General features: G+C 59.0%; 29 protein-coding genes and 1 tRNA gene. 8 read left to right on the top strand and 22 right to left on the bottom strand.

Annotated features, from left to right (window positions below; genetic code table 11):
• The 4 genes from HPDFL43_RS19440 to argH all read right to left on the bottom strand — a co-directional run bounded on the left by HPDFL43_RS19440 (window position 1) and on the right by argH (window position 5,663).
• Window positions 1-2,574, bottom strand: coding sequence for a TIGR02302 family protein (locus tag HPDFL43_RS19440; protein WP_007199123.1), 2,574 nt, complete (start codon window positions 2,572-2,574; stop codon window positions 1-3).
• Window positions 2,575-2,700: 126 nt separating this feature from the next.
• Window positions 2,701-3,969, bottom strand: a complete 1,269-nt coding sequence (lysA, locus tag HPDFL43_RS19435; RefSeq protein ID WP_007199122.1) for a diaminopimelate decarboxylase — start codon at window positions 3,967-3,969, stop codon at window positions 2,701-2,703.
• Window positions 3,970-3,980: 11 nt separating this feature from the next.
• Complete coding sequence (gene lptM / locus HPDFL43_RS21795) at window positions 3,981-4,169, bottom strand: LPS translocon maturation chaperone LptM (protein ID WP_007199121.1); 189 nt, start codon at window positions 4,167-4,169, stop codon at window positions 3,981-3,983.
• Between the two features lie 93 nt (window positions 4,170-4,262).
• Window positions 4,263-5,663, bottom strand: a complete 1,401-nt coding sequence (gene argH, locus HPDFL43_RS19430) for an argininosuccinate lyase (RefSeq protein ID WP_007199120.1) — start codon at window positions 5,661-5,663, stop codon at window positions 4,263-4,265.
• Between the two features lie 23 nt (window positions 5,664-5,686).
• Here argH and tlpA point away from each other — a divergent pair, with 23 nt between their 5' ends.
• Window positions 5,687-6,361 carry a thiol:disulfide interchange protein TlpA gene (tlpA, locus tag HPDFL43_RS19425; RefSeq protein WP_007199119.1) on the top strand — a complete coding sequence of 225 codons (675 nt, stop codon included), beginning with the start codon at window positions 5,687-5,689 and terminating at the stop codon, window positions 6,359-6,361.
• Window positions 6,362-6,428: 67 nt separating this feature from the next.
• Here tlpA and HPDFL43_RS19420 read toward each other — a convergent pair whose 3' ends face one another.
• The 10 genes from HPDFL43_RS19420 to HPDFL43_RS19380 form a co-directional block, all read right to left on the bottom strand.
• The gene (locus HPDFL43_RS19420; protein ID WP_007199118.1) at window positions 6,429-6,632 is read right to left on the bottom strand and encodes a YgaP family membrane protein; all 204 of its coding nucleotides are present in this window, start codon (window positions 6,630-6,632) and stop codon (window positions 6,429-6,431) included.
• A 172-nt stretch (window positions 6,633-6,804) separates the two neighbouring features.
• On the bottom strand, window positions 6,805-7,074 hold the full coding sequence (locus HPDFL43_RS22315) for a DUF4442 domain-containing protein (RefSeq protein ID WP_245271074.1): 270 nt from the start codon (window positions 7,072-7,074) through the stop codon (window positions 6,805-6,807).
• 8 nt (window positions 7,075-7,082) lie between these two features.
• Entirely contained in the window at window positions 7,083-7,247 is a 165-nt protein-coding gene (locus HPDFL43_RS22310) for a hypothetical protein (protein WP_007199116.1), read from the bottom strand.
• Window positions 7,248-7,279: 32 nt separating this feature from the next.
• Window positions 7,280-8,161, bottom strand: a complete 882-nt coding sequence (locus HPDFL43_RS19410; RefSeq protein WP_040449370.1) for a 3-hydroxybutyryl-CoA dehydrogenase — start codon at window positions 8,159-8,161, stop codon at window positions 7,280-7,282.
• Window positions 8,162-8,294: 133 nt separating this feature from the next.
• Complete coding sequence (locus tag HPDFL43_RS19405; RefSeq protein WP_007199114.1) at window positions 8,295-9,224, bottom strand: electron transfer flavoprotein subunit alpha/FixB family protein; 930 nt, start codon at window positions 9,222-9,224, stop codon at window positions 8,295-8,297.
• Between the two features lie 22 nt (window positions 9,225-9,246).
• Window positions 9,247-9,996, bottom strand: a complete 750-nt coding sequence (locus tag HPDFL43_RS19400) for an electron transfer flavoprotein subunit beta/FixA family protein (protein ID WP_007199113.1) — start codon at window positions 9,994-9,996, stop codon at window positions 9,247-9,249.
• A gap of 244 nt (window positions 9,997-10,240) precedes the next feature.
• Window positions 10,241-11,020 carry a rhomboid family intramembrane serine protease gene (locus HPDFL43_RS19395; protein ID WP_007199112.1) on the bottom strand — a complete coding sequence of 260 codons (780 nt, stop codon included), beginning with the start codon at window positions 11,018-11,020 and terminating at the stop codon, window positions 10,241-10,243.
• Window positions 11,021-11,070: 50 nt separating this feature from the next.
• On the bottom strand, window positions 11,071-11,649 hold the full coding sequence (locus HPDFL43_RS19390; RefSeq protein WP_007199111.1) for a cob(I)yrinic acid a,c-diamide adenosyltransferase: 579 nt from the start codon (window positions 11,647-11,649) through the stop codon (window positions 11,071-11,073).
• Window positions 11,650-11,686: 37 nt separating this feature from the next.
• Window positions 11,687-11,884 (bottom strand): twin transmembrane helix small protein, encoded by a 198-nt coding sequence (locus tag HPDFL43_RS19385; protein ID WP_040449368.1) that lies wholly within the window; start codon window positions 11,882-11,884, stop codon window positions 11,687-11,689.
• 84 nt (window positions 11,885-11,968) lie between these two features.
• Window positions 11,969-12,811, bottom strand: coding sequence for an SDR family oxidoreductase (locus HPDFL43_RS19380; protein ID WP_007199109.1), 843 nt, complete (start codon window positions 12,809-12,811; stop codon window positions 11,969-11,971).
• Between the two features lie 59 nt (window positions 12,812-12,870).
• Here HPDFL43_RS19380 and HPDFL43_RS19375 point away from each other — a divergent pair, with 59 nt between their 5' ends.
• Window positions 12,871-13,764 (top strand): YihY/virulence factor BrkB family protein, encoded by an 894-nt coding sequence (locus HPDFL43_RS19375; protein ID WP_052093238.1) that lies wholly within the window; start codon window positions 12,871-12,873, stop codon window positions 13,762-13,764.
• A 204-nt stretch (window positions 13,765-13,968) separates the two neighbouring features.
• A complete protein-coding gene (locus HPDFL43_RS19370) occupies window positions 13,969-14,256 on the top strand; it encodes a hypothetical protein (protein WP_007199107.1) in 288 nt (95 codons plus the stop codon).
• 6 nt (window positions 14,257-14,262) lie between these two features.
• Here HPDFL43_RS19370 and gluQRS read toward each other — a convergent pair whose 3' ends face one another.
• A complete protein-coding gene (gene gluQRS, locus HPDFL43_RS19365; protein WP_007199106.1) occupies window positions 14,263-15,201 on the bottom strand; it encodes a tRNA glutamyl-Q(34) synthetase GluQRS in 939 nt (312 codons plus the stop codon).
• Window positions 15,202-15,253: 52 nt separating this feature from the next.
• On the opposite strand from gluQRS, the gene HPDFL43_RS19360 reads away from it, so the two are divergent.
• Both HPDFL43_RS19360 and HPDFL43_RS19355 read left to right on the top strand, forming a co-directional pair.
• Complete coding sequence (locus HPDFL43_RS19360) at window positions 15,254-15,901, top strand: DNA-3-methyladenine glycosylase family protein (RefSeq protein ID WP_040450563.1); 648 nt, start codon at window positions 15,254-15,256, stop codon at window positions 15,899-15,901.
• 99 nt (window positions 15,902-16,000) lie between these two features.
• Window positions 16,001-16,558, top strand: a complete 558-nt coding sequence (locus HPDFL43_RS19355) for an HNH endonuclease (protein WP_007199104.1) — start codon at window positions 16,001-16,003, stop codon at window positions 16,556-16,558.
• Between the two features lie 25 nt (window positions 16,559-16,583).
• Here the strand turns inward: HPDFL43_RS19355 and HPDFL43_RS19350 are convergent, their stop codons facing one another.
• On the bottom strand, window positions 16,584-17,093 hold the full coding sequence (locus HPDFL43_RS19350; protein ID WP_007199103.1) for a disulfide bond formation protein B: 510 nt from the start codon (window positions 17,091-17,093) through the stop codon (window positions 16,584-16,586).
• A 100-nt stretch (window positions 17,094-17,193) separates the two neighbouring features.
• Window positions 17,194-17,850 carry an exopolysaccharide biosynthesis protein gene (locus HPDFL43_RS19345; protein WP_007199102.1) on the bottom strand — a complete coding sequence of 219 codons (657 nt, stop codon included), beginning with the start codon at window positions 17,848-17,850 and terminating at the stop codon, window positions 17,194-17,196.
• A gap of 197 nt (window positions 17,851-18,047) precedes the next feature.
• Between HPDFL43_RS19345 and HPDFL43_RS19340 the strand changes: the two genes are divergently transcribed.
• Window positions 18,048-18,132 (top strand) — tRNA-Leu (locus tag HPDFL43_RS19340).
• Window positions 18,133-18,354: 222 nt separating this feature from the next.
• The gene (locus tag HPDFL43_RS19335) at window positions 18,355-18,843 is read left to right on the top strand and encodes a hypothetical protein (protein WP_156970343.1); all 489 of its coding nucleotides are present in this window, start codon (window positions 18,355-18,357) and stop codon (window positions 18,841-18,843) included.
• A 348-nt stretch (window positions 18,844-19,191) separates the two neighbouring features.
• On the opposite strand, the gene HPDFL43_RS19325 is transcribed toward HPDFL43_RS19335, so the two are convergent.
• The 3 genes from HPDFL43_RS19325 to HPDFL43_RS19320 form a co-directional block, all read right to left on the bottom strand.
• Complete coding sequence (locus tag HPDFL43_RS19325) at window positions 19,192-19,629, bottom strand: BRO-N domain-containing protein (protein ID WP_052093237.1); 438 nt, start codon at window positions 19,627-19,629, stop codon at window positions 19,192-19,194.
• A 300-nt stretch (window positions 19,630-19,929) separates the two neighbouring features.
• On the bottom strand, window positions 19,930-20,280 hold the full coding sequence (locus HPDFL43_RS21790; RefSeq protein ID WP_156970342.1) for a hypothetical protein: 351 nt from the start codon (window positions 20,278-20,280) through the stop codon (window positions 19,930-19,932).
• Window positions 20,281-20,648: 368 nt separating this feature from the next.
• Window positions 20,649-21,989, bottom strand: a complete 1,341-nt coding sequence (locus HPDFL43_RS19320; protein WP_007199098.1) for a site-specific integrase — start codon at window positions 21,987-21,989, stop codon at window positions 20,649-20,651.
• Between the two features lie 348 nt (window positions 21,990-22,337).
• Here HPDFL43_RS19320 and HPDFL43_RS19315 point away from each other — a divergent pair, with 348 nt between their 5' ends.
• Entirely contained in the window at window positions 22,338-23,996 is a 1,659-nt protein-coding gene (locus tag HPDFL43_RS19315) for an AMP-binding protein (RefSeq protein WP_007199097.1), read from the top strand.
• Window positions 23,997-24,003: 7 nt separating this feature from the next.
• Here HPDFL43_RS19315 and HPDFL43_RS19310 read toward each other — a convergent pair whose 3' ends face one another.
• Window positions 24,004-25,278, bottom strand: a complete 1,275-nt coding sequence (locus HPDFL43_RS19310) for a GNAT family N-acetyltransferase (protein WP_007199096.1) — start codon at window positions 25,276-25,278, stop codon at window positions 24,004-24,006.
• A 3-nt stretch (window positions 25,279-25,281) separates the two neighbouring features.
• Window positions 25,282-26,697, bottom strand: a complete 1,416-nt coding sequence (locus HPDFL43_RS19305) for a lipopolysaccharide biosynthesis protein (protein WP_007199095.1) — start codon at window positions 26,695-26,697, stop codon at window positions 25,282-25,284.
• Window positions 26,698-26,860 lie beyond the last annotated feature (163 nt).

Here is a 26,860-nt window from a genome sequence, read left to right as displayed (position 1 = left end):
TCACTGCAGATCCAGCAAGCGCTCCAGATAGCGTTTTTCGACTTCAGGTGACAGCTGGTCACCAAGCCGCTTGCGGATGGCGTCGAGGATTTCGCGGGCGCGCTGGATGTCGATTTCATCAGGAACCTGCACCCGGCTGCCAAAATCAGGTCCCGTGGTGGCGCGTGGGCGCCCCAGGGGATCGCGATCATCGGCCGAGCGATTGCCGTTCTGGTCCGGGCCTTCGCCCTCCGCATCGCCCTGTTGATTGCCCATGGCCTGCATCATCTGATTCATCATGTCCTCGGCGCCCTGCCGCAGGGCCTGGAGGGCACGGCCCTGATCACCAAGCGCCTGGCCGGTCTGTCCCTGCTGCAGGTTTCCGGCGGCATCTCCCATCGCTTCACCGGCTTCGCCAAAACCTTCCGACGGATTGATACCCATACCTTCCAGATCACGCTGCAATTGCCCCAATGCGTCCTGGAGCTCCTGCTGACTGCGGCCGAGTGCACCAAGCATTTCCTCAAGTGACTGGCTGCCCTGACCCTGCTGGCCCTGATCCTGTCCCTGGCCGGGCTGATTCTGACCCTGCTCCTGGCGATCACGCCCCTCTCCGGACTGGCTTTGCCGGTCACGATCGGCGCGCATGGTTTCATCCATTAGCTGTTGCTGCTGGCGCATCAACTCACCAAGCTTGTCCATCTGCTGGCGCATCGGACCACCCTGTTGCTGCTGCCGTTGCTGCCGGCCGGCCTGGAGATTGTTCATCATGCGCTGCAATTCCTGCAGCATTTGCTGAGCCTGATCGCGCGCGCCGGAACGTGCCAGATTCTCGATCTGGTCGAGCATGTTGTCGAGGTCGCGCTGGCGCAGCATGTTCTCGGGCATCGCCTGCTGCATCTCACTGGCAGGATTGTTCTGATTCTGCCGTGCCAGTTCCTGGAGGAACTCCTGCATGGCTTCGCGCAACTCATCCATCAACTGGGCGATTTCCTCATCGGTTGCGCCATTCTCCAGCGCTTCGGCAAGCGCATTCTGGGCATCCCGCAGACGCCGTTCGGCAAGTGACAGGTTGCCGTCTTCGAGTTGCAGCGCAACGCCCCACATGTAGTCGATCGCCGCATGCAGATCCTCGTCGGACCGGGCGTTTTCAAGCCGGCCGCGAACCGACTGAAGGAGCAGATAGTGAGACAGGTCGGGGATCGTTTCTTCCGGCGCAATTGTGAGTGCGTCGTGGAGATCGAAGACCCGCGGCAGGTTTTGCGCATCGAGTGCAAGCACACCGCGCTGCTCGACCACTGCCGCAGCCAGCGGATTTGAGAAGCGACGGCCCGGCAAAATGGTCTCAAGGGTTTCGCTGCGGCCTTCCTGCCCAGAGCCATCTGTCGCAATCAGGGTGATCAGCACCTTCTGGCCGGCGAGCGGGTGCTCAGTCAGATCGTGGCTTGATACGGCGCGATTGTCCTCAGCGGACCGGCGCGGCAGGGAAAGCCTGTATTTAGGCGGCTCAAACAGTGGGCGTGCATTTTCCAGTGGTGGTTCGGCAGGAATGATCTCGGCTTGCGCACTGGCGAGCCCGTGATCATCAGACAGTGTGTAGTCGAGTTCAAGCGCACCATTGGCGGCACGACGTGGTGTCTCGACAAAGGCTGCAACCGGGGGCGCGTCGGGAATAATCTGAAGGGCAAAGGCGAGGTCCGAGCGTCCGGCCTGAACGCTCAGCACGCCATCGGTTGCCGGCTTGAAGGTCCACACAGCCGCACCGGTGGGGGTTGCAGGGCCAGCAGTCGGTTCGGAAGGCGTCAGTGGCTCAGGTTCGCCGCCACTTGGGATCCATGACACTGCAGCGCTTTCATCGGCGCCGCCGAGGCGAACAGTCACTTCGCTGCCGATGATGGCTGACACTGCCTCGCCCTCCGCACGGTCGACACCGGTGAGGAAAACGGGTGCCTGGCTGACATAGGCGGGTGGTGTCACCCAGGCATCAATACGGACATCGGGAAGTTCGGTGCGGACATGGCTGACGAAGGCGTCGCCGGGGCGTCCCGCCTGTCCTGAATAGGAGTAGAAGAACGCGACAAAAAGCATCAGGCCGACGGCGACCCGAAGTCCCCACGGGTCTCGTTGCGGCAGGCTTGAGCGGGGGATGCCGGTTTCGAGGGCGCCGATTTTTGCCGCCATGCGGCGGCGGTGTTCGAGCCACAATGCGCGGGCGACAGGGTCCGCGTCCTCGATCTTGTCGTCCTGGCTCGAAATCGCCTGATTGGAAATCCGGTTTTCGGCTTCAAGCCGCGCATCGATTTCTCTGCGGGAGGGTGTACGGAACCGGGCGAGCGGCCAGAGGGAAATCACAAAGCCGACCGCAAACAGCACCAGCAGAGCAAGCCGTGCCCAGTCGGGGACCATGCGAAAAACGCCAAACCAGGACAGGCTCAGAAACAGGGCTGCAACGCCAAGGGCCGGCGCGGCCAGCGTGATGGCGCGTCCGAGGGCGATGTTGAACCGCATGCGCATGCGGCCGAAAGCGACTGATCGCCGGGTTGCGTCACTGGCGGGTTCGTCGCCCCTATGCCTGCTGTCGGGATCGCCTGCCATGGTCACCTTTCCTCAGCTGTCGCAAGAAAGATAACAGTCTTTGCGGCCAAGGCGAGGCCTTTAACAAAAAAGTGAAAGGGGATTGCCGCTCTGAGGGCAACAATCAACAGGATGTCGCCACCTTGCTCAGTCGAGCCAGGCCGGAATGTCGTCCAGAGCGATAAGCTCCTCATAGCTGGGTCGCTTGCGAACCACGTGGAACGCATCGTCCTTGACCAGGACTTCAGGGATCAGCGGACGGGTGTTGTAGGTGCCGGCCTGGACGGCGCCATAAGCACCTGCAGAGCCAACGGCCAGCAGATCGCCGGCCTTGACCGCAGCCATTTCGCGGTCCTTGGCGAGATAATCACCGCTTTCACAGACCGGGCCGACGATATCAGCGCGGATTCTGGGAGCGCTGGCAGCTGACAATCGCACCGCGCGAACCTCATGCCAGGCATCATAAAGTGTGGGCCGAATCAGATCGTTCATCGCTGCATCAACAATGACGAAGGTTTTGTCTCCACCGTCCTTGACGTAAACCACCTCGGTGACCAGCACGCCTGCATTGGCAACAATCAGCCGGCCGGGCTCAAGGATCACCTTGCAACCCAAGTCGCCCAACCGGGCCTTGACCATCTTGCCATACGCATCGGGATCGGGCGGCGGGGTGTTGTCATCGCGGTAAGGCACGCCAAGCCCGCCGCCGATGTCGAAATGATCAATTATGTGACCATCGCTGCGTAGCACGCCAATGAGCTCGATCATCAGCTTGAGCGCGTCATCGAAGGGCTGGAGTTCGGTGATCTGGCTGCCGATATGCATATCGATGCCGGTGACCTTGACGCCTGGCAGGGTTGCCGCATGACGGTAAACGTCGCGGGCACGCTGCCAGGATATGCCGAACTTGTCTTCCTTCTTGCCGGTCGAAATCTTGGCGTGGGTCTTTGCATCGACATCGGGATTGATGCGAAAGGAGATCGGCGCGACCTTGCCGATTGCCAGCGCCCGTGCGTTGAGCACCTCGAGTTCCGGTTCGGATTCGATGTTGAAGCAGTAGATATCGGCGGCCAGTGCTGCGTCCATTTCACGGATGGTCTTGCCGACACCCGAAAACATGATCCTCGACGCAGGGATACCTGCCGCCAGTGCGCGGCGCAGTTCACCCTCGGAAACCACATCGACGCCTGACCCCAATTTGGCGAGCGTCTTGAGCACCGCCTGATTGGAGTTCGCCTTCATGGCATAGCAGACCATCGAATCAATGTCGGAAAATGCCCCGGCGAAGACCTGGTAGTGACGGGTCAGAGTTGCCGTCGAATAGCAGTAAAATGGGGTGCCGACCTCAGCCGCGATATCGGGCACGCTGACGCCTTCGGCGTAAAGAACGCCTTCACGGTACTCAAAATGGTTCACGGCAGGGGATCCTAATCCAGTAGTCCGTCGAGGATGAAGCTGCGCTCCTTGGCCGGAGTAGCCTGGGTCTTGGCGGGATCGGTTACGGGACTGCTTGACACGCCCGGACGCTCAAGATCGCCCTTGCGGCCGCAGCCTGAAAGACCCACGACCAGCGCCGCCGCCACGCAAAATGATTTTATCAGAGCACCGCTCGTCATTGTGTGTTCCTTGCCAGATCCTTGCGGGTGTTCCGCGCGATGGTTTTCTTACCTGTTTTCGGCGGGATATGCACCCCTGCAGTTACCGTGTGGTCAAAGCTTCTGCCGCCAATATGCGATCTGGGTGCGTACACCATCTGGTGCGGTGCCGCCAAAGCTCTTGCGGCTTCGCACCGATGCATCGACGGTCAGCACCGAAAACACCGCGTCTGTGATCGCCGGGTTGATCGCCTGAAGATCCGCAAGTGAAAGGTCCCCCAAGTCGGCGCTGCGGCTTTCGGCCAGCGCCACCGCGCGCCCTGTCACATGGTGGGCTTCGCGGAATGGCAGGCCCACCTCGCGCACCAGCCAATCGGCAAGGTCGGTGGCCGTGGAGTAACCGGCTCCGGCAGCCTTGCGCATGTTGTCTTCGCGGATTTCCATGTCGCGCACCATGCCGGTCATGGCTGCGATCGACAGCTCGAGGCTGGATGCCGCGTCGAAGACTTGCTCCTTGTCTTCCTGCATGTCCTTGGAATAGGCCAGCGGCAGGCCCTTCATGACAGTGAGAAGGCCGATAAGCGAGCCGTTGATGCGGCCCGTCTTGGCGCGCACCAGTTCGGCGGCATCGGGATTCTTCTTCTGCGGCATGATCGATGAGCCGGTGGAAAAGGCGTCGGAAAGCCGCACGAAACCGAATTGCGGTGTCGACCAGATGACGATCTCCTCGGCCAGCCGCGACATGTGGGTGGCGCAGATGGAGGCGAGTGAGAGAAACTCGAGAGCAAAATCGCGGTCCGACACGGTGTCGATGGAATTGCGCGTGGGTTCGCGAAACCCGAGCGCCTTGGCGGTCTGGTCGCGATCGATGGCGTAACCGGTGCCGGCAAGTGCTGCGGCGCCAAGAGGACACTCGTTGAGCCGTTCAATGCAATCGCGAACCCGCGAGCGGTCACGGCCGAACATCTCGACATAGGCCATGCAGTGATGGCCAAAGGTCACCGGCTGAGCGGTCTGCAAATGGGTGAAACCCGGCATTACTGTTTCCGCGTGGATTTCGGCCTTGTCGAGGAATGCGGCAATCAATGCGGTCAGGGCTGCGTCGGTCCGGATGAGCTCCTGCTTGACCCAAAGGCGGAAGTCGAGCGCCACCTGATCGTTGCGCGAGCGGGCGGTGTGCAGCCGGCCTGCCGTTGGGCCGATCAGTTCGGCCAGACGCGATTCGATGTTCATGTGGATGTCTTCAAGCTGACGCGAGAAGGTGAAGCGGCCCTCTTCGATCTCTGACAGGATTGTGTTCAGACCGTGAGTAATCTTGTCGCAATCGTCACTGGAAATTATGCCAGTCTTGGCAAGCATTGCCGCATGTGCCAGAGATCCGGCAATGTCCTGGGCGTAGAGCTTGCGGTCGAAATCGATGCTGGCGTTGATTTCTTCCATGATGGCGTCCGGTCCGGAGGCAAAACGTCCACCCCACATCTGGTTTGACGCCTGTTTGTCCTTATCTGTCGACATGAGAACCTGTCCTGGAGTTTGTCATGAGCCAATCGCGAAACCGTCTGTCCACCGGCACCCTGGTCGCAATCGCCATTGTGATGGGGGCCGCGGTCGGGGCTGTGGGCATATACGGGAAATCATCCTCCTCTGGCAATGCGCCCGCGCGTGAAAGTGTGGCGGCGCTGTCTTCACAGGGGTGTCAGGCCGATGAGGCGGCACTTGCCGCTCTCAAGCCTCTGGCACGGGGTGAGGTTGCAGCCATGGCGGTTCGGCAAACGCCCGCACAGTTGCCGGTGCTTTCGTTCACGGATGCTGGTGGTGCTGAAATCGGATTGAAGGATTTTGACGGCCAGGCGCTGCTGATCAATCTCTGGGCCACCTGGTGTGCGCCCTGCCGTGAGGAGATGCCTGCACTGGCAGAATTGCAAAACGAACTCGGAGATGACGGCTTCAAGGTGCTGGCCATCAACATCGACGCCGGAGATGACACCAAGCCCAAGGCGTTTCTTGACGAGATCGGCGTGTCCAATCTCGGGCTCTACCGGGACGCCACAATTGGTGTTTTCAATACGCTGAAGAAGGAAGGCCTTGCCTTCGGTCTGCCCGTGACGCTGATGGTGGGTCGCGATGGCTGCCTGCTGGGTGCCATGAACGGCCCGGCGGAATGGGCCAGCGATGATGCCAAGGCGCTTGTGAGCGGATTGAAAGCGATCTGAAAGCAGCAAAAAGCGACGCCGCATGTGCTACGGCGCCGCTGTCGTGATGCTGACAGGGTATTGGCGGTCAGTTGAAGGCGTTGCCAGGCTTCACGCCAATTTTCTTGAAGATGATGGCTGCCGGACAAAAGCCGGTGAACGCCGACTGGATCAGGTTCAGGCCGACGAAAACGGTCAGCAAATGCCAGTAAGGCGAAACATAGACACCCAGTGCCACAGAGAGCAGCACCATAAAGCCTGCAAAGGCAAGGATTACACGATCAAGCGCCATTTCGAATTCCTTTTCCGGTTCGACCCCTGATGTTGGGCGTCAGCCTAAGAGGTCACATAGGAACAATATAGGACATCGATATTAAATATTCAATATGTTTTATATAAATGAAGTTTGGCGATTTATGTCAGAGGCGAAACTCCCAGGGAATGTTGTTTCCTGGAGCGCCTCGTCAGCCACCGATCCGGCTTCGGGTGTCTGGTTTGCGGCGAATATGCAGCGTTTTGAACACCCGTGCCACCGTCTGATCCTCAGCATCGGTGATGTCGACATGGTAGCGCGGCAGGTATTTTGATCCATCGGCTGTGGTGTTGGAGCGGATCTCATCGAGCATTTCCCCGGTAAGGCGAAAATGGGCGGACACGGTGCTGCGGCCTGGCTTGAGGAACTCGACTTCGGCTGATTTGTCCCAGACCGTGTAGCTCCGGTCGCGATTACGCATCACCATCATCATCCAGAACGGGCGGTCATGGCAAAGAGCGAACCGCCGAAATGGCAACCGACATAATTTCTGTTGTAAAATCGTTCGCGCAACTCGACATCGATCGCGCGGAAATCATCGCTGATGTGGCCGATCTCGATGCCACTAAACAGGAATGGCGGCCAAAGGTTCATCCCCGGCGTAGTGTCTTGGCCTTCATGCCGCGTCAGCGGGTCGGGACAGGGGTATCGCCGCGATAGTCATAAAAGCCGCGGCCGGACTTGCGTCCAAGCCAACCGGCCTCGACATATTTGACCAGCAGCGGGCAGGGCCGGTACTTCGAATCCGACAGGCCATCATGCAGCACCTGCATGATCGAAAGGCAGGTGTCGAGGCCGATGAAATCGGCCAGTTGCAGCGGCCCCATGGGGTGGTTGGCGCCAAGTTTCATCGCAGTGTCGATTGCCTCGACCGAGCCAACGCCCTCGTAAAGCGTGTAGATTGCCTCGTTGATCATCGGCAACAGGATCCGGTTGACGATGAAGGCGGGAAAATCTTCGGCCACGGTGATGGTCTTGTCGAGCGTCTCGATGAAACTGCGGGCGCTCTGAAAGGTCTGGTCCTCGGTGGCGATTCCGCGCACCAGTTCGACCAGTTTCATAACCGGGACGGGGTTCATGAAATGGATGCCAATGAAACGCTCGGGCCGATCTGTCGTCGAGGCAAGCCGGGTGATCGACAGCGAAGAGGTGTTGGTGGCGAGTATCGCTTCCGGGTTCAGGATCGGGCAGATCTGCTGATAGATCTTGCGCTTGACGGTTTCGTCCTCTGTTGCGGCCTCGATGACCAGATCCATGGCAGCCAGGCCCTCGATCTGGGGTGCGAGCGCTATGCGAGCAAGTGCGGCTTCCCGGTCGGATTCCGTGGTTTTCCCAGAGGCGACCTGACGCGCAAGGTTTCCGCTGATGGTGGCGAGCATGGATTGCAGGCCGTCGGCGGAGACGTCGTGAATGTGAACATCATAGCCCGCCATCGCGCAGACATGCGCGATACCCCCGCCCATCTGGCCCGCGCCAACAATGCCGACACTTTTGATCTGGTTGCCCATGGATTCCGCCTGACTGATTTTCGAGCTGTTAACCGGCGCCTTATGGTTCAAGAACACCCGGTGAGCGGACACTAAATGGCCGGGATGGAGACGTCCAGCCCGGCCATTGATCTCAGCAAAGCATTTTGCCTTGTCACAGCGCCTTTTCAAGCTCGGGGAGAGCTTCGAAAAGGTCGGCAACAAGACCATAGTCGGCGACCTGGAAGATCGGAGCTTCCTCATCCTTGTTGATCGCGACGATGACCTTCGAATCCTTCATACCGGCAAGATGCTGGATCGCACCTGAAATGCCGCAGGCGATGTAGAGATCGGGGGCCACGACCTTGCCGGTCTGTCCGACCTGCCAGTCATTGGGAGCGTAACCCGCATCCACCGCCGCACGGGAAGCGCCAACGGCGGCGCCGAGCTTGTCGGCGACCGGCAGGATGACTTCCTGGAACTTTTCTGACGAACCGAGCGCACGGCCACCTGAAATGATGACCTTTGCCGATGTCAGTTCCGGGCGGTCGCTCTCGGCAATCGCATCCTTGACGAATGATGACAGACCCTTGTCGCCGGCGGAGGCAATCGTTTCGACGCTCGCCGATCCACCTTCGCCAGCGGCGGAGAAGGAAGCTGTGCGCACTGTGATGACGCGCTTGGCGTCGGTCGAGCGCACGGTCTGCAAGGCGTTGCCGGCATAGATCGGCCGCTTGAACGTGTCGGCTGAAATCACCTCGATGATGTCGGAGATCTGCATTACATCAAGCAGCGCAGCGACGCGCGGCATGACGTTCTTGCCTGATGTTGTTGCTGGCGCCATCAGGGTGTCGTAATCGCCGGCAATGGATACGATGAGGTCGGCCAGCGGCTCGGCAAGCCGGTTGGCATATTCGCCGCCTTCGGCATGAAGCACCTTGGCAACACCGTCGAGCTTGGCTGCCGAATCGGCGGCAGCCTTGGCATCCTTGCCGGCAACGAGAATGTGAATGTCGCCGCCGATTTCCTTGGCTGCACTGAGCGCCTTGGCTGTCTGGTCGGACAGCGAAGCGTGGTCGTGTTCTGCTACAATGAGAATGGCCATTCTAAGTTTTCCTTTCCCGCGCTTACAGCACGCCTGCTTCGTTCTTGAGCTTGTCGACGAGTTCACTCACCGAGCCGACCTTGACGCCAGCCTTGCGGCCGCCGGGTTCTTCGGTCTTGATGACTTCGAGGCGGGGTGCGACATCGACGCCGTAATCGCCCGGAGTTTTCTTGTCGAGCGGCTTCTTCTTGGCCTTCATGATGTTGGGCAATGAAGCGTAGCGTGGCTCGTTGAGGCGCAGGTCGGTGGTGACAATTGCCGGCAGCTTCACCGAAATCGTCTGCAGGCCGCCATCGACCTCACGGGTGACGTCAGCCGACCCATCACCGATTTCAACCTTGGAGGCGAAGGTCGCCTGGCTCCAGCCGAGAAGCGCGGAGAGCATCTGGCCGGTCTGGTTGGCATCGTCATCGATCGCCTGCTTGCCAAGGATCATGAGATCAGGATTTTCCTCGCTGGCGATGCCCTTGAGGATCTTGGCCACGGACAGCGGCTCAACAATGCCTTCGACCTCGACCAGGATCGCGCGGTCGGCTCCCATGGCCAGTGCCGTGCGCAGGGTTTCCTCGGATTTGGCAGCGCCGATCGACACCGCCACCACTTCGGTTGCCTTGCCGGCTTCCTTGAGGCGCAGAGCTTCCTCGATCGCGATCTCATCGAACGGGTTCATCGACATCTTAACATTGGCGAGATCGACGCCGCTGCCATCGGGCTTCACGCGGATCTTGACGTTGTAGTCAACAACCCGTTTGACCGGCACGAGAATTTTCATCGGTTTGCCTTCCTCACGTTGTTAGGTCCGCTATCCCGGAACCTTTTTTGTCCGACCTGCCCGGAGCGACCCGGAGGTCTACTGCAAGCCATGGAAACGGATTTTGCCTTTCCATGTGCTGCCCGGTTGGCTGATTGGCGACATGGATACGCGTTTTTTCTCCAATTTCAATTGTCGAAACTGATTGAAATTTCACTTTTCGAAATAACTGACGTTTACGTACGCGTCAATTCATCTACGAGGTTTAGCGGCCCCACTTTTTTGGCGCCGGTGTTGCGACCGGTTTCGGGCGTGATCCGGTGTCGTCCTTGTGGATCACCGCGCGGGGGCTCTCCAGTCTCTTGTCGAACAATGGAACGCCGGAGCGGCGAAACACCAGGACCAGAACCGCACCTGCGACAATGCCACCAACATGGGCGGCCCAGGACACCTCGCCGCCGACATCGGTTACGACCATGAAGAACTGGAACAGCACCCAGAACAGCAGCGGGATGAACGCCGGCAAAGGCAGTGGAATCCGGCCGAGCACCAAAACCCAGACCCGGACCTTGGGATGCAGCATAAGATAGGCGGCCACAACGCCTGCCACGGCACCCGAGGCGCCGATCAGCGGACTCTCAGAGGCGGGCAGCAACAGGGCATGGGCGAAGGCGCCGGCGGCAGCACAGGCAAAATAGAAGACCAGGAAACGTATGTGGCCCATCGCGTCTTCGACATTGTCTCCAAACACCCAGAGGAAAAGCATGTTTGAGCCCAGATGCAGCAGGCCCCCATGCAGGAAACTGTAGGTGATGTAAGTGGCGTTCTCCGGTACCAACACGAGTGAGGGCGGCAGTTCCGCGATATCATTGACAACCGACGGGATGAAACCCAGTCCGAGCACCGCGGCGGTGACGAATTCACTTTGAAGGCCGGCCATTTCGGTGATCAACCAGATCAGCACGTTGAGACCGATCAGTGTGAGCGTGACCCATTGCAGACGGATGTGTTTGAGATTGTTGGTGTCATGAAGTGGTATAAACATCGCCGGGTTCCCGTGTGGCGGTGGTGACCATCAGGCCTTTTGCGCAGAGCTTAGCGGTTTTTGCCGGGAACCCAAAGCACATCCGCATGCCCCTTGTCATTGACCCAGCGGGCCGCGACAAACAGGAAATCAGACAGGCGGTTGACGAAGCGGATCGCTGCTGAATTGACGGTCTCGTTCTCCTGATCCGCCAGTTCCACAATCAATCGTTCAGCGCGCCGCGCCACGGTGCGGGCCAGATGCAGATAAGCGGCAGCCTCGCTGCCGCCGGGCAGAATAAACGAGCGCAGCGGCTCGAGATCTGCATTGAGCTTGTCGATGTCGGCCTCGATTCGGTCTACCTGCGCATCGACGATGCGCAACGGTTCGTATTCGAGCTTCTCGCCGGTGTCCGGGGTGGCTAGGTCAGCGCCGAGGTCGAAACAATCATTCTGAATGCGCATCAGCATGGCATCGAGATCTTTCACGGAGCCCGTGTGCAGCCTCGCCATACCGATAACAGCGTTGGTTTCGTCGATGGTGCCATAGGCTTCGATGCGAAGATCATATTTTGGTCTGCGCTCTCCGGCGACGAGCCCGGTGGTGCCGTCATCTCCGGTTCGGGTGTAGATCTTGTTGAGTTTGACCATCAGAAAAGCCTTGCAGGAAAAGAGAAATGGTTTGGTATCAGCGTCCGCCGCCGGTGAGCCACAGGGTGGCGACGATCAGCACCACCGCGACGAATTGCAGCAGTACACGCGCCTGCATGAGCTTGTTGGAAAGATTGCCGGAACCTCCGCGGGCCATATTGACCAGACCACGAACCAGAACGGCTGCGACGGCCAGCATCGCGATAATGGAAAGTACGTAAGTGACGGACGACATCAGGCAGGGTCCTCGAAACGGAGCATGGGTTCGAACTTAGGGTGGTTTGGCTGCAAGTCCATTGATTGGCGTGATGCGATGATTCTAATCCTGTTTTGCGAGAAAAGGATAGAACCAGCGCGTTGGCAGCAATCTTCGTGCAATGGCTCCGAGCTTTGCTTCGGTTGTGACCAGGTAATGGTAGCGCGGGCGCCTGGCCGTCAAGGCATGGCGCAGCACCTTGTGCACGGCCTCCGGTCCCATCCGGCGCTTTCCCGAGGCGAGAGACTGGTCGAGACGGCGCAATTGCGCTTTGTAATCGTCGCGATGAACCGAGTTTTCGATATCGATGGTCCGGTGAAATTGCGCCAGGGCGTTTGCCCTGAATTGCGTGTCGATCGCGCCGGGCTCGATCAGGCTGACATGGATATCTGAGCCTTCGAGTTCCAGCGCGAGGGTGACCGAGAAGCCCTCAAGTGCGTGTTTGGAGGCATTGTAGGCGCCGCGAAAGCGCATCGGGACAAGACCCAGAATGGAGGAGCATTGCACGATGCGACCGTGACCCTGAGCGCGCATGACGGGAAGGACAAATTGTGTGAGCTGGTGCCAGCCGAAAAAATTGGCTTCGAACTGCGCGCGCAAGGCCTCCACCGGCAGGTCCTCGACTGCGCCGACCTGGCCATAACCGCCATTGTTGAACAATGCGTCGCAGCGCCCGCCGCTGGCGGCCATTGCTTCGTCAAAGAACGTCTTGATGCTGTCATCGTTCGAATAGTCAAGATAGAAAGCTTCAAGCCCGTCGGCGTGCAGTGCTGCGAGATCTTCCTTTTTGCGGGCAGCCGCGATGACTTGCCAGCCTTCGGCATGAAGCGCACGAGCGCAATAGGCACCAATTCCAGTTGAGCAGCCGGTTACGATAATTGTCTTTTTCTTGGGTTGATCTGCCATTGTATGGCTTGCCTCTGTTCCAGCGGCGTTTCAATTCCCACAAACAACACTACCTGACAATGGTGAAGAGGCACGAATATGAGCGAAGCGGGGAGCAGAGAGTGAAGGGCACAAGGTCTGTGATCTGGGATGCGGTGACCCATTTCAACGATGATGATGGCTGGGCCATGGCCAGCCATGTCGCGCTGTCCATCCTGATGGCGCTGTTTCCGTTCATGATCTTCGGCACTGCGCTTGCGAGTTTCCTGGGTGCCAACGCCTATGCCGAAACGGCTTCGCATCTGATTTTCGACACCTGGCCCGAATCAATCGCGGCTCCGATTTCCAATGAGGTCGTGAAAGTGCTGACCGTCGAACGCGGCGGTTTGCTGACGCTCTCCGTGTTGGCTGCGGCCTTCTTCTCGGCCAATGGAGTGGAAGCCCTCCGGGTGTCACTCAACCGTGCTTACCGGGTGACGGAAACGCGGGCCTGGTACGTCACCCGAATCCAGAGCCTGCTTTTCGTAGTTGTTGCGGTGCTGGTGATCATGGCCATCAGTTTTCTGCTGGTTCTGGCCCCGCTGGCTCTCAAGCTCGCTCGCCAGTTCGTTCCCTGGATGGAAACGCTGATCTCCGCGGTGGACAACTGGCGTATCCTGATTGCGGCCGCTGTGCTCGTGATCGGGCTTATTGTGTCGCATCTCTGGTTGCCCGACGGCCGGCGCAAGCTGTTCGACGTCCTTCCAGGAATTGGCGTCACCCTTGTGGCCTGGATGGCCGGTGCCTTGATGTTTGCGAGCTATCTCAAGGAATTTGCGACCTATGTCTCAACCTATGCCGGGCTTGCCTCGATCATGATCGCGCTGGTGTTTCTCTACATCGTCGCTGCCATCTTCATTTTGGGGGCGGAGATCAATGCGGCGCTTCTCAAGGCGGCTGAGCGTGCCAAAACGGATCAGATGCCCGGGAAATGATGGTTAATCCTTAGCCTCGTTCCCAGGCTTTGCGCACGCCGGGAATTTACCATGATATATATTCGTCAGCGCTGAAGTTCGGCATGATGTCGGACAAAGCGCGACCGAACCAGTCTTGATTGCCGATGGGCGTCTCGAACGCGCAGCCGTAAACCGGCCGCTGCGCTGAGTGCCGTGTGTGACCAAAACAAAAGGAGCCTGGCCATGTTTGCCGGTCTTGCCTCTGATGAAATCTGGATCTTCTTTGCGCTGTCGTCCGCGGCCGCATTTTTTGTTGGCAACGCCATGAACACGCTGCTTGGGGAACAGGGCTTCGGTGTCCTGGGCAACATGCTTGTGCTGCTGGCTGGATTTGCCGTCGGGTTGCAGGTGGTTGATTATCTGCCGATCGGGCGGATTCCACAGATTATGGTGATTCCTGCTGCCGCTGCGGGTGCCTTTGCTTTGCTGTTCTGCCTGGCTGTGATCAAGCGTCTGACACGACCGACGTGAGCGGGGTTACTCCAACGCGTCAAGGCCCGCCATGGCGCTCACATCTGCCGGACTCAGGCCTTTTGCCCTGAGTTCCGCCAGGGCAATGTCGCCATGGCTCTTCGACAGCTTGCGTCCGGAGCCGTCACGCACCAGGGAATGATGACGGTAGATGGGCGCAGGCAGGCCCAGCAGGGACTGAAGCAGCCGGTGCACAGATGTCGAGGCAAACAGATCCTGACCGCGGATGACGGTTGTGATTGCCTGCAGCGCATCGTCGACCGTAACAGCCAGATGGTAGCTCGCCGGCACATCGCGTCGGGCCAACACCACATCGCCCCATACGCCCGGATCGGCGACGACTTTTCCGGTCTCGCCATCCGGTCCCTGCCCATCTTCCTGCCAGGTTAAACTCACGGTCTCGCCTTCTTGCGAGGTAAGGCCGTCCAGCGCTGCCTGCATGTCGAGCCGCCAGCTATGCGGGTCTCCGGCGTCAATGCGCCGGTTGCGTTCAGCTTCGGCCAAGCCCTGATCGACAGCGGGGTAGTGCGGTGCGCCATCGGGGTCGCGCGGCCAGACCCGGCCGTTTTGCTCATACACGCGAACATGGCTCGTCACCTCGGCGCGGCTCATGAAGGCAGGGTAGAGGAGGCCAAGCTTGCGCAGTTCCACAAGCGCTGCGCGGTAATCGTCGAAATGATCTGACTGACGCCGTACCGGTTCCGGCCAATCGAGCCCGAGCCAGGAAAGGTCTTCAAAGATTGCCTGCTCGAATTCAGGGCGTGCCCGGGTCGTGTCGATATCTTCTATGCGTAAGAGAAACCGGGCTCCGGACCGCTTGGCGAAGCGCCAGTTCAACAGTGCAGATCTGGCATGGCCAAGATGAAGCAGGCCGTTCGGGCTCGGTGCGAAGCGAACGATGGTGATGTCTGGGTTGGGTTTTGCTGTGGTGTCGGCGACTTGCATGGTGTTTCATGTCATTTTTCGTGTGCCGCGTCACCGCTGGGAAGGACACAGAATGCGCCGGATCGACAGCGCTCTTGATGTTGAGGCAGGTCTTGCGGCGCTGGCTAAAGCTGATTCGCGGCTTGCCAAAGCCATTGACGTTGCCGGTCCGGTGCCGTTGCGGCGAAAACCTCCTGGTTATGCTGCCCTGGCGGAAATCATAATGTCGCAGATGGTCTCCAAGGCAAGCGCCAATGCATTGTGGACGAAGCTCGAAGCCGCAGCAGGGGATATCAATCCTGAAGCCATTTTAAGGCTCAGTCCCGAAGCGCACCGTGCCGCAGGCTTGTCAAAGGCCAAGGCAGAAACGTTGTGCCGTGTCAGCGAGGCGGTCCTCGCCGGGGATCTGGACCTTGAGGAACTCTGTGCGGTTGACGGAGATCAGGCAATTGCAGTGATGACCGCAATCAAGGGGGTCGGACCGTGGACAGCGGAAGTCTATCTGCTGTTTTGCGCTGGCCATCCCGATGTTTTTCCCGCTGGGGACGTAGCGCTGCAAAATGCCGCAGCCGAGATACTGGGTCTTGATGCGCGGCCACAGCCCAAAGCGCTCTACCGCCTGACGGAACAATGGAGCCCCTGGCGGGGCGTGGCGGCGCGGCTTTTATGGGCCTATTACGCATCGGTGATGCGTCGGGACGCAACTCCGCTTGGTGCATAGGGCGCGATGTTGTGCAACCGCTGCACGGGCCGCTTCACAATGCTGTCATGTCCAGCCTAATATAAACCCCGAAGATGCCGAATCGCTCTGGAGAGGCCTTTGACGATTTTTGTATCCCCTCAGTCCTTGCCGGCGCTGGTCCTCAACGCCGACTACCGTCCGTTAAGCTATTACCCGCTGTCGCTTTGGTCATGGCAGGATGCCGTGAAGGCTGTCTTCCTCGACCGGGTTCAGATCGTCGCGGAGTATGATCAGGCCGTTTCATCGCCGAGTTTCTCCATGCGGCTGCCCAGTGTTGTCTGCCTCAAGACCTACATCAAGCCGTCGCGATTTCCCGCATTCACCCGCTTCAACGTGTTCCTGCGCGACCGGTTCGAATGCCAGTATTGCGGTTCGCCAAACGAACTGACGTTTGATCATGTGATCCCGCGTCGTTGTGGAGGCCAAACCACTTGGGAAAACGTTGTTGCGGCCTGCTCGCCCTGCAATCTTAAAAAGGGTGGGGTGATGCCGAAGGAAGCGGGCATGATTCCGCAGCAAAAACCCTACAGGCCGAGTGTGCAGGATCTGCACAACAATGGCCGAATGTTCCCGCCCAACTTCCTGCATGAAAGCTGGATGGATTATCTCTATTGGGATGTTGAGCTGCAGCCCTGAGCTTGCGGGCCTTGCAGCTGGCGATTCAGTTCTTGACCGCTGCGCCACGCAGAGCAATAGCGGCAAGTGCCACGCTGGCGATGACGTTCCATCCGGCAAAGGAAAGACCCAGCACCCGCAAGGCGGCGGCATCGCAGGACGGGGGCTTCTTGCTGCTCAGATCACCGAGAAGAGATCCCGCGTCAGTGGTCACCGCATCGGCGGAGGTGGCACAGCTTGCGGGTCCTTCCCACCAGTGCCATTCGACACCGGAATGATAGATTCCGAGCACCATGCCGTAGAGCATCAGTGCTCCACCAATGGCCAACAGACCACGCACCAGCCAGGCTGGGCCTCCTGCTATCGAGAGAATCGCTGCCACCAGCATCAGTGGGGCTCCAACGTAGTAGGGAATGCGCTGGGTCAGGCAAAGGGCGCATGGAATGTAGCCGCCGATGTGTTCGAAGCCGAGCGCTGAGCCGACAACAAATGCCATGGCGCCAGCCAGGAGGAACGCAGTAAGGGTGCGCTCTTTGCGGGCATTGGCGGTCAGCATGGGCAGGCTCCGGAATGTTTCATGGCTGGTCTGATTTCCGCTTCAATGGTGTCGAAAACATGATGATCTGGCGGATGCGCCAGTTTTGGCTTTTGCGGGGTCAGGCAGCGGCACCCCGATTGAGCACAAGATTGACGAGGAAATAGACCAAGGCCGGCCCGCCGACCACCAGAATGGCGACCCAGATCAATCCGGCCAGAACGCCGAGAACAACAAACAGGGCATCGCGTTCGATCAACCCGACGGCTGCCAGCGCAACGCCGATGCCGGGCACTGTGTTGGTCAGCGGCAAAGGCACCAGGATCGACAGGCAGGGCACAACAAGCAGCGCACCGATGATGCGTGTGGCACGGTCGCCGGTGAGGCTCGCAAACCGCGGATGCGCCAGTTTTTCCAGCCATCCCCCGTAACGTTTGGCGCGGTTGACCACATCGAGCAGGCCCGCGACCGGAAGCTGCCGCTTGCGGATTGTCTCGGGCAGCCAGGGCGCCCGGCGTCCGCTTGCCATCTGAACCGCAAGCACCACCATGGGAAGCGCGACCAGTTGTGGCAGAAGGTAGACGAAGGGCAGACAGCAGGGCAGCGCAAGAACCAGCAGCAAAAGACCAAAAGCACGTTCTTCCATCAGGTCCGACAGAGCGCCAAGGGTGATGGTGGCTTTGCCGCCAGGCTCGGAAGGTTTGAGATGAGGCGTCAGAATGGCTTCGATCTTGGCGAGCGCGCCGCGCGGTGCCTGCGTTGCTTGATGTACGCTCATTGATGGAAAGGTTCCCTGATTTGCCTGCGAATCCCAAACTGGTTCTTAGCAGAGCGAACCGGTGCGATCCATCGCGATAAAGCGCTGCGGTTAACCGGTCGCCAGATTCTGGAAAATCGCACGGCATGGCGCTTTTGCATCCATCAAGTGGGCTTGACCCGCAGGCCGGTGCAGAATATTGGACGGACAGAGTGAAAGCCCCTTTGGCGGAATTGGTAGACGCGCCGCACTCAAAATGCGGTTCCGAAAGGAGTTCCGGTTCGAGTCCGGAAGGGGGCACCATCACCTCTCTGAATGCCCTGCAACGCAAGGGTTTCTGGGTGTCGGGTGTGTACTAGATCGCTGGTCTGTGTACTAGATTGCGTACCCATATTGCAGCGGCCACGGTATAGGATTGACCGTATCCGGCCACCCCGGCGGGGGAACTCAGCTCAAGAATACGTATATGATTGGGCTTTCACGCGCCTCGCAAAAAATGTCGCGGGTTGCTTTTGGCTACCGGCTTTGAGTGTTGAAATTTCAGAATGCTCGCTTAAAGTTCATCCGGGACCGCGCAAAGGGGCAGAGATGAAACACTTCAGTTCAAGTCGGCTAAAGCTTCCATATCACCAGATGCTGGCGCTAAGGGGTCAAGGAAAATTGGAACTTGCGGTGAGCCGTAGCGCGGCGAGCCAAGTCACATTGAACGGTGTTGTTCCAAACAAGAGCGTCTCTGCGGCGTTCCACTTCTACACTATCCTTGGCTATCTCCTGTTGGCGGTCGGGCTGTATTTCGCATTCACCAGGGCTTGGTGGTGGGGGCCGCTCGGTTTCTTTGTGGCGCTCATAGTCTGGCAAGCGAACCGCAAGGGCACCTCAGAGAGCGTCTTGGACACAGCGATAGAAGACGAGGCTTTTTACGACCGACTACGGGACGCCGGGGCCTTGATGTATCAGGTCGATGACGACACAGCGATTTTGCTGGAAACGGCATACGGTATTGAAGGTCATTGATCTCCGATATCGGAGCCTCTCTGGTCGTCGCTGTTTTTTTGTCTTCGGAAGTGTGCTTGATGGGGTGTCTCCCCGGTCCCTCGGGGGTAACCAAAAGGAGACGATACGCATGACCAGCAAGCTGACATTCATCGCCGAGTACCTTGCACCCGATGGGCAACAGGTGTCCCTCCGGGTTCTCCGGGCGTCTGACCACTGGGAAGCCTGTGAGGCCGCTTGGCGGTATATCCCACGCAAGGCCGAGGACTTCCAGATAACTGAGGTGCAATGGTCGCCTTGCCAATGATGGAATGCCCAGGGGTTTTGTTCTGTTTTGGCCCCGTGCTAGGCGGAACGGCGTAAGGCCTCTCAGTGGCCTTCTGTGGCTGTTTTGTTTGGAGCCCATACAGTAACATGCCTCGCGCGGTGGCGGGGCGCTGCCTGTCTGGCGCTGATCTGCAAAAAATGAGGTGAAGGAGGAATAGGGACGTATCCACCGTCCTTGCGGATCGCCGGGAGAACATCGCGTGTCACCCAGTCTTGGAAGGCCTTGGCCTCGGGTTTGTCGGATCGCATGATCAGCTTATAGAGGCCGCTCTCGGAGACCGTGGCGTTCGGCTTCCCACCCTTCGTACTCAGCTGAGCGTTCCCAACCTCATTCTGATTGAGGTTGCGCATGTGTCGGGTTGCTCCTCCATATGTCGTGAGGCCGAGCGCCCGACATACATCAGCCGCCACGAACCACGGGTTACCATCGAGTGTCACCACGCGGATGGCGGTGAAGGTGAGAGGGCAGTGCAAGGCCATTGCACCACCCACACCACCCCATTTCATGTTTCCGTCGATGCGAATTATCGCCGGTGAGCCGTTGGCCGGGGTTATCCCCTCACCGGGGTTTCTGCCCTAGTATTCGGGTGCGACGGAACCAGCAAGCCAAGTCCCGCCAAGGCAAGGCAGCGGCACCCTGTAGGACACCGATGGCCGCAATGATGAATGGGCCGGGATCAATCGACATGAGCAGCCCCCGTCATTGTGTTTCCGTCAACGCGATTTATGGCCGTTCGGCGTTCGCTGGTACGGTTACCGGTCGGGAGTGAAGATCGGCTGTTATTCGCCTCTACGGGGCCGGAGTAGGGGGCGATGCTTGACCCAGTGAGGAGGCCGGGTGTCGCTCTCTACGCAATCGAGGCTGGCCCAGACGCTCAGGGCGCGGTCCCGCTTGAAGACGGGAATATGGCCTTCACGGTCCAGTGCTTTGCGGATGACGTGAACCTTGTCAGCGGGATCTAGACCGCTTTCGATCAACTTGCGGCACAGGGCAGGGATTGCGCTTTTCGTGGACGGACGGTTCTTGCGGCCACTCTGGTCAACCTCAAGGCCTGACTGGAGGTGGCGAGCGGTATAGGAGCCGATCAGTTCGACGGTGTGTGTGGTGGTCGTGGTTTGTGGATTGATCATGCAGGGTACCTTTCCTGTGATCGGTGTCGGGTATGCAGCGCCGGAAGCGCGAGGCTTCGGCGTTGGGTAGTGGTGGTGGTATGTGGAAGCGCGGAATGCGCGGGGGGGGGGCCCTCGGGTAAACCGGGAGACACGCGATGCAGCCGACCGGGACGGGGAGGAGAACGCCGGGATACCCTCGGGATAACCTGCGGTGTTCCCCTAGGGATAACTACTACATGTACATCTTATAGAAGACACTCAAGGGAAGACCTGAGATAACTAGGGTGTAACTGAGAGTTATCTCTCCTGTATGAGTACGGTTTAACCCATGGGATAACTCTGGGGTTAACACTGGATGGGTGTCTTCGCCCCTGTATGGGTCCTTTTTACGGGTCTGGGGCTTGGTCGCTCCAATGCCAAGCCTTCTCAAGGGCGGCTCGCTTCGTCCGGAGTGATGAACCGCGTCCGTAGTTGGCGGCGCTGGACTGGTCTGAGTGGCCCATGATTTCCCGGGCGAGGCTCTCCGGGCAATCAGTATCCCGGAGGAGGTCCTTCATACGGTGGCGGAGGCTGTAGACCACCTTAAGTTCGTCGGTCACCACCTTGCGTAGGCGCTTCATAAGCGTCTGTGAGCAGGTGTCGTTACCACGCTCGCGGACGTACTGCGGGAACAGGGGGGCGGCGGGTTCGCCGTTGGCCTTGGCGAGCAGCTTTTTCAGAAGAGCGTCCGGTATAGGTATCTCCCGTCTGCTATGGCTGGTCTTGAGGTCTCGACCAGCGTGAGGCCGTATTAGGATGGTCTTGAAACTAGCGTCTACGTCCATGCCCCGTAGGCCTACGACCTCGCCGATCCGCGCCCCGGTGTCCCTGAGGGCTTCCCAGATCAGCCCTAGGTCATCATCGGTTTCCATGATCGGAGCGAGCTTCTGCATGTCGGCGTCATCAAACGGAAGGCGGCTTTCGCGTGTGTGCTTCCCGCCCTCGATGTCAAGTTGAGCGAAGGGATTTCGGCAATTCAGGTCGTTCTCCAAGATGGCGCGGGTGACTGCTGCATTGATGTCGTTCATGTAGCGCCTTGCGGTGGCGGCGCTGGTCTCGTCTGTCAGGCTCTCCGCGACGCGCCGCGCATCATTGCGCCTCAGGTTGCCTAGGGGTCGCCTGTAGACTGCATCCTTACCAAGATACCGAGCAAGCCGTTCCTTGTGCCGTTCGATGCGGCGTTCAATCCCGGCGTCACTGATTGGGCGTCCGGTCTGCTTGTGCTTGCAGTAGGCGTCCAGCGCACCGGCCAGCGTGACCGTAAGGACCCCCTTTGCGGCATTCCGTATAAAGTCGTCCGGTATCTCAGGGTCTCGCTCCATTTCCTCAAGGGCCACGTCAAGGGCATACAGAAGGTCATTGGGCTGATCCGGGTCTACACCCTCCTGCGTGAGGGCAGCCACGGCCTGAAGGTCAAGGCTGTACTCCCGGAGCTTTGACAGCACCTTGGTCTCAATGTTCGATCCTCGGCGCGGCTTCTGAGCGAAAAGCTTCTCCACACTGGCATGTAATTGGGCGTGACGCCTGAGGGCCGCGCCGTAATCCTTGCCAAGGCTTTCCTTGATCTCGCGTTTCCCGATGGTTTTCCTCAGGGTATCCGGAACCCGTCTACGGTACTGGAAAACTCCAGTCTTTGACATGCTTGTGTGGGCTGGCAGGTTCTTGGGTTTGGGTGTCGGTTTGGGCATCGAACTGGTCCGGTGTGTACTGAGTTATGTACCACATATGCCAAAGACGGTAGGGAAAGCAAGGCTTTTCAAGGGCTAAAGGGAAATATATGGTTCCGGAAGGGGGCACCATCGCTCGGTTGTTCTGAGCAAATGGCCAAGCTCTCGCAGAGCATAGAGTTTCCCCCACGTTGCGACGTTTTCAAAGTGCGTGCCGATCCACCAGTTTTCGTGTGGGCCCCGCGTCATGGAGCGGCCTCAGTCCTCTTCAATCCGGTGGCTTCGCCTGATATCACTTTCCACCCCGCGACTCACCGTTACAGCTGCTGTTCTGAAGACGTTTGCGGGTTGATTTGAGGACGACCGCCGATGTTTTTGCCTGATGGACAGAATTTTGATGATATCGCGTCGAATTTTGCGTGGGATGTTCCTGAGTTTTTTAACATGGGTTTTGCCGTGGCAGATGCCTGGGCGGCGCGGGAGCCGGAACGGATCTGTCTCGAGCATTTCAATCCCGATGGCCCGCCAGCCCGGCTGAGCTATGGTGAGCTGACGCGACGGTCAAATGCCTTTGCAAACGCGTTAAGGTCACTCGGGGTAGGTCGTGGCGACCGAGTGGCGCTGATGCTGCCGCAGGGGTTCCACACGGCCATCGCGCATGTTGCCATCTACAAGCTGGGCGCCATTGCCGTGCCGCTTGCGTTGTTGTTCGGGATCGAGGCCATTGAGCACCGGCTGTCCGCATCGGGTGCGACGGTGCTGGTTACCACTGGCAATGGTTTTGACAAGGTGTCGTCGATAAGGGAACGCCTGAATTCTCTTGAGACCGTCATTGTTGCGGGTCCCCCGATGGCCGGCGCTGAAGCCTTTGAACAGCTTGAGGCGGCACATCCGGACGCTTTGGAAACCGAGAAGACCTGCGCGGATGATCCTGCATTGATGATCTTCACGTCGGGCACAACAGGTGCACCCAAAGGTGCGTTGCATGGCCACCGGGTGTTGATCGGGCATATCCCCGGGGTGCAGATTCATCATGAGTTCATGCCGCAACCGGGGGACAAATTGTGGACGCCGGCTGACTGGGCCTGGGCTGGTGGCCTGCTGAATGTGTTGCTGCCGGGTCTTTTGCTCGGTGTTCCCGTGGTCTCTTCGCCAGCACAGAAATTCGATCCGGAACTCGCTTACCGGACAATGGCTGAGATGAAAGTCCGCAACGCCTTCATTCCGCCAACGGCGCTGAGGATCATGCGCACGGTGTCTGATCCGCTGGCGCGCCACAAGCTCGATCTGCGGAGCGTCGGATCGGGCGGCGAGGCCCTGGGGCGTGAGACCTATGAATGGGCGCAAAGGGTGCTGGGGCTGACGATCAATGAATTCTATGGCCAGACCGAATGCAATTTGGTTCTGGCCTCCATTGCGAAGCTGGGGGTGAGCCGTGGCGGTGCGATCGGCAAACCGGTTCCCGGTCATGAGGTTGCTGTCATCGATGACGAGGGCGCGGTGGTGGCGAATGGCGTTTCCGGCCAGATCGCAATAAAGCGCCCGGATCCAGTGATGTTTCTGGGCTACTGGGGGAACGAGGAAGCGACTGCTGCAAAGTTTGTTGGTGACTGGATGCTGACCGGTGATCAGGGCGTTTGCGATGAGGATGGCTACTTCTCGTTCTTCGGTCGCGACGATGATGTGATCACGTCTTCGGGATACCGCATCGGCCCCGGCGAAATCGAGAATTGCCTGACCGGGCATCCATCGGTCGCGCTCGCTGCGGCGGTGGGCAAACCGGACCCTGTTCGCACCGAAATCGTCAAGGCCTATATTGTGGCGATCCCGGGCACCGAGATTAACGACGGGTTGTCGGTTTCAATCCGCGACTGGGTGAAGACCAGGCTGTCGGCGCATGAGTATCCGCGCGAGATCGAATTTGTTGATGAACTCCCGCTGACCACTACCGGCAAGGTGGTGCGGCGATTGCTGAGAGACAAGGCAGTCGAAGAAGCGCGGCTCAAAGCCGCTGATACCACCCAGTAATCAGAGATCAGCGCTTTGCCATGCCGCGGATTTTTTCGCGCAGGAGCCGGGCGACGTTGCGGGTGTTGCGATAGATATGAAGCTGGGTCGCGACCTGGCGGACATCGCGGTCATTGTTGGGATGCAGGCCGATGACCATTGTTCCCATTGACACGCGCTCGCTCCAGAAACGGCTCATGATGGCATGATCGGGCACAGCGCAGGAATCTGTGCGGCGGATGTTGAGATCATCGAGATGCCATTCCGTCAGCCGGTCGACAAGCAGCTTGCCGGGTGAATAACGTGCCCATTTTTCATCATAAGCGGTCTTCCAGGTCCACGCTTCACCGGAGGATACGAACACGATCATTGAGGCGATTGCCTCGCCATCAAGCGCAAGGGTGTGAATGCGCACGCTGTCGGTTTCAGCCAGGCCGTTGATGGCTTCACGGGCGAAGGCTGCACGATAGCGGTCGGCAACCATCGCGCTCCTGCGCCGGCCCTTCCAGCCAGAATCCTCAAGTGTGAGAAACTCCTCAAGATGATGGCGGATCTCGTCGGGCTGGCGGGCGACGGTGTAGGTCAGTTCGCCATGCTCTGACAAACGCCGCCATTGCCGGCGCATCTCATGACGATGATGACGCGATAGGGACTTGGCCAGATAGGCATCGCCATCCAGATCGCTTTCAAGAAAGGGCCGTTCCAGACGATCGGTTTCGGTCACGGCAAGGTTGCGCCCGACTGCAACAGCGCGGAGCAATCTTGCGACAGGTCCGTCCAGCTGAAGGTCTGGGAGAACCAGAACGCCCGGGAGACCCGCTTCCGGCTTGCTCAAAGCCTCGAGCATGTTGTCGAGCGTTTCGGCGGCTTCCTCTCGGTCGAGCAGCGGTGTGCCGAGCGGCCCAAAGGGGTTTGACCAGCAGCGGATGATCGACGCGCCGACAGAGAAGCCGGGTTTTTCAATCGAAAACGGCAACAAAAGCCGCATGCGGGAGCGGGTTTCGTCCTCGTCGCGCATGACCATGAGGCGAATGATCCGGTCCTCAAGCCGTGGCATGGCAGGAGCCAGAAAACGGCCGGAGAAGAAGACGTTGGGCTCAAGCGCTCGGTTGGTCAGGAAGTCGAGCTCTTCCTGGAGTTCGTATCCGGCGCGCGCGTGATAGATCGCCAGGTGACGGCCGGGACGGCCAACCGCGATTTCGGTGTCTGGCGTTGGGCGCGCTGATTCCACGTCCGCAAATTCACCGATCAGCGTGTTTGCCTGGCTTGCGACGTCGTCCTGTGTGATCGGGCTGGAGGCCATGGTTCAACGTGCCCCGTGTGTGTTTGACGCGTCCGATCGCCCGACGCCTGCCGCGATGAACATGGCAATTCCAAGTTTGCGGCGAATGATCACATGAAGCAGGATAGCCTCGATAGCCATGGCTCCAGCGGTGGCGGTCGCCGCCCCGAGCAACCCCCAGGCCGGGATCAGCATGATGTTGAGGCCGAGGTTTGCGGCCAGTGCGAGACCGTAGATGGCGGCGCAGATTTTCTGCTCGCCGGCCATTGTCAGCAACACCTCGCCCGGTCCGACCATGGCCTTGGCGATGATGCCGCAAAACAGGACGACCATGATCATATGGCCGTCGATAAAGCTTGGGCCGAACAGGGAGAGAAGGAAAGGGCCTGCTGCGATCACCAGGCCGCCGACGACCAAGGAAGGCCAAAAGGTCCACTGGATTGTTTGTCGGGCGAAATCCGCAAGCGCGGCTGTGTCGCCGCTCGAAACCAGACCCGAGAATCGTTGTGCTGCGGCTGCCTTGACCGCGAAATAGACAAAATGGACAAGCGCCATGGTCTTGGCGGCTGCGAAATAGACAGCGACCTTTTCGGGTGGCAGGTAAAGGCCGACGATGATCACGTCGGCATTGGTGAGCATGAAGTAAAAGCCCTCGATCAGGAAGATCGGGAAAGCCACAAGCAGCCATGTGCGGAAGCGGATTTCGAGCCTTTGAGCCGGGAACCGGTGGCGAAGCTTTCTGGTGATGACAAGGAACTGGGTCAGGGTTGCGGTATAGGCCGCCACAAGTGTTGCCAGGATCGCGGTGTTGGCATCAGCAACCCAGCCCAGACCAACAGATAACACCATGAAACCGAGGATGAGCAATGGCCGGGCAATGTAGGTTGGGCTGAGCGCGTGCACCGGCCACCCGTTGGCCCGTGCGGTGCCGTCGAGAACGTCACCAAGCGCGATCATGGGCAAGGCGAACGCAGCGACGAAAAGCGGCTGTACATAGTGCTCTTCGATGCGGTCTCCGAGCAGGTGAATGGTTGCGATACCCGTGACCGCAATCAGCGTCGCCGAGATCATTGCAAAGATCCGCGCGGTTGTGGCGAGACCCAGAATGGCTTCCTCGGAACCCTCTGTACGGTACTGTGGCAGAAACCGAATGACCGCAGTGTGAAAGCCAAGGCATGAGAGATTGCCGAGAATCACGGCGATGACCCAGACAAAAACAAATATGCCGTACTCGTAGTCTCCCATCATTCGCGCAAGAATTATCTGCGAAATGAAGGCGATTGCTGCACTCACAATGCGGATCGCAAAGGCGATCATTGCCATGCGCTGGGCCTGGCTGGTCTCATCGGTGGCTGTGAGGATATTGGAGAAACGCTCGAACACCGGCGTCAGCCGTGCAGCCATGCGCGGCGACAAAAATTTGCCAGCGGTGTCGATCAACGTCGAGTTCACGTTTCAAATCCGTTGTTTCGGCAGCAACTTGGCATGACGACGTTAAGAAACGGTTTGAGACAAGGTGGGCAAAGGCCTCTTGGATGATGTTTGGCTTTGCTTCTTGGTACGCTTTTGGTCGAGGTTCGTGCCTGATCATGCCCGGACGAGT

Source organism: Hoeflea phototrophica DFL-43, from assembly GCF_000154705.2.
Taxonomy (GTDB): domain Bacteria; phylum Pseudomonadota; class Alphaproteobacteria; order Rhizobiales; family Rhizobiaceae; genus Hoeflea; species Hoeflea phototrophica.
Note: the sequence above shows the minus strand (reverse complement) of the source record. Positions and strands in the feature narration are given on the sequence as shown.

Bases quoted from the DNA above. Each gene is read 5' to 3' on its own strand.
- HPDFL43_RS19410 (WP_040449370.1), bottom strand. From the start codon at position 8,161: ATGGGCAACCAGATCAAAAGTGTCGGCATTGTTGGCGCGGGCCAGATG.
- argH (WP_007199120.1), bottom strand. From the start codon at position 5,663: ATGTCGACAGATAAGGACAAACAGGCGTCAAACCAGATGTGGGGTGGA.
- HPDFL43_RS19400 (WP_007199113.1), bottom strand. From the start codon at position 9,996: ATGAAAATTCTCGTGCCGGTCAAACGGGTTGTTGACTACAACGTCAAG.
- HPDFL43_RS22310 (WP_007199116.1), bottom strand. From the start codon at position 7,247: ATGAACCTTTGGCCGCCATTCCTGTTTAGTGGCATCGAGATCGGCCAC.
- HPDFL43_RS19315 (WP_007199097.1), top strand. From the start codon at position 22,338: ATGTTTTTGCCTGATGGACAGAATTTTGATGATATCGCGTCGAATTTT.
- HPDFL43_RS19405 (WP_007199114.1), bottom strand. From the start codon at position 9,224: ATGGCCATTCTCATTGTAGCAGAACACGACCACGCTTCGCTGTCCGAC.
- HPDFL43_RS19370 (WP_007199107.1), top strand. From the start codon at position 13,969: ATGTTTGCCGGTCTTGCCTCTGATGAAATCTGGATCTTCTTTGCGCTG.
- HPDFL43_RS19325 (WP_052093237.1), bottom strand. From the start codon at position 19,629: ATGGCCTTGCACTGCCCTCTCACCTTCACCGCCATCCGCGTGGTGACA.
- lptM (WP_007199121.1), bottom strand. From the start codon at position 4,169: ATGACGAGCGGTGCTCTGATAAAATCATTTTGCGTGGCGGCGGCGCTG.
- HPDFL43_RS19375 (WP_052093238.1), top strand. From the start codon at position 12,871: ATGGTGAAGAGGCACGAATATGAGCGAAGCGGGGAGCAGAGAGTGAAG.
- HPDFL43_RS19385 (WP_040449368.1), bottom strand. From the start codon at position 11,884: ATGTCGTCCGTCACTTACGTACTTTCCATTATCGCGATGCTGGCCGTC.
- HPDFL43_RS19420 (WP_007199118.1), bottom strand. From the start codon at position 6,632: ATGGCGCTTGATCGTGTAATCCTTGCCTTTGCAGGCTTTATGGTGCTG.
- HPDFL43_RS19320 (WP_007199098.1), bottom strand. From the start codon at position 21,989: ATGCCCAAACCGACACCCAAACCCAAGAACCTGCCAGCCCACACAAGC.
- HPDFL43_RS19345 (WP_007199102.1), bottom strand. From the start codon at position 17,850: ATGAGCGTACATCAAGCAACGCAGGCACCGCGCGGCGCGCTCGCCAAG.
- HPDFL43_RS19440 (WP_007199123.1), bottom strand. From the start codon at position 2,574: ATGGCAGGCGATCCCGACAGCAGGCATAGGGGCGACGAACCCGCCAGT.
- gluQRS (WP_007199106.1), bottom strand. From the start codon at position 15,201: ATGCAAGTCGCCGACACCACAGCAAAACCCAACCCAGACATCACCATC.
- HPDFL43_RS19380 (WP_007199109.1), bottom strand. From the start codon at position 12,811: ATGGCAGATCAACCCAAGAAAAAGACAATTATCGTAACCGGCTGCTCA.
- HPDFL43_RS19310 (WP_007199096.1), bottom strand. From the start codon at position 25,278: ATGGCCTCCAGCCCGATCACACAGGACGACGTCGCAAGCCAGGCAAAC.
- HPDFL43_RS19390 (WP_007199111.1), bottom strand. From the start codon at position 11,649: ATGGTCAAACTCAACAAGATCTACACCCGAACCGGAGATGACGGCACC.
- HPDFL43_RS19395 (WP_007199112.1), bottom strand. From the start codon at position 11,020: ATGTTTATACCACTTCATGACACCAACAATCTCAAACACATCCGTCTG.
- tlpA (WP_007199119.1), top strand. From the start codon at position 5,687: ATGAGCCAATCGCGAAACCGTCTGTCCACCGGCACCCTGGTCGCAATC.
- HPDFL43_RS19360 (WP_040450563.1), top strand. From the start codon at position 15,254: ATGCGCCGGATCGACAGCGCTCTTGATGTTGAGGCAGGTCTTGCGGCG.
- HPDFL43_RS22315 (WP_245271074.1), bottom strand. From the start codon at position 7,074: ATGCGTAATCGCGACCGGAGCTACACGGTCTGGGACAAATCAGCCGAA.
- HPDFL43_RS21790 (WP_156970342.1), bottom strand. From the start codon at position 20,280: ATGATCAATCCACAAACCACGACCACCACACACACCGTCGAACTGATC.
- HPDFL43_RS19350 (WP_007199103.1), bottom strand. From the start codon at position 17,093: ATGCTGACCGCCAATGCCCGCAAAGAGCGCACCCTTACTGCGTTCCTC.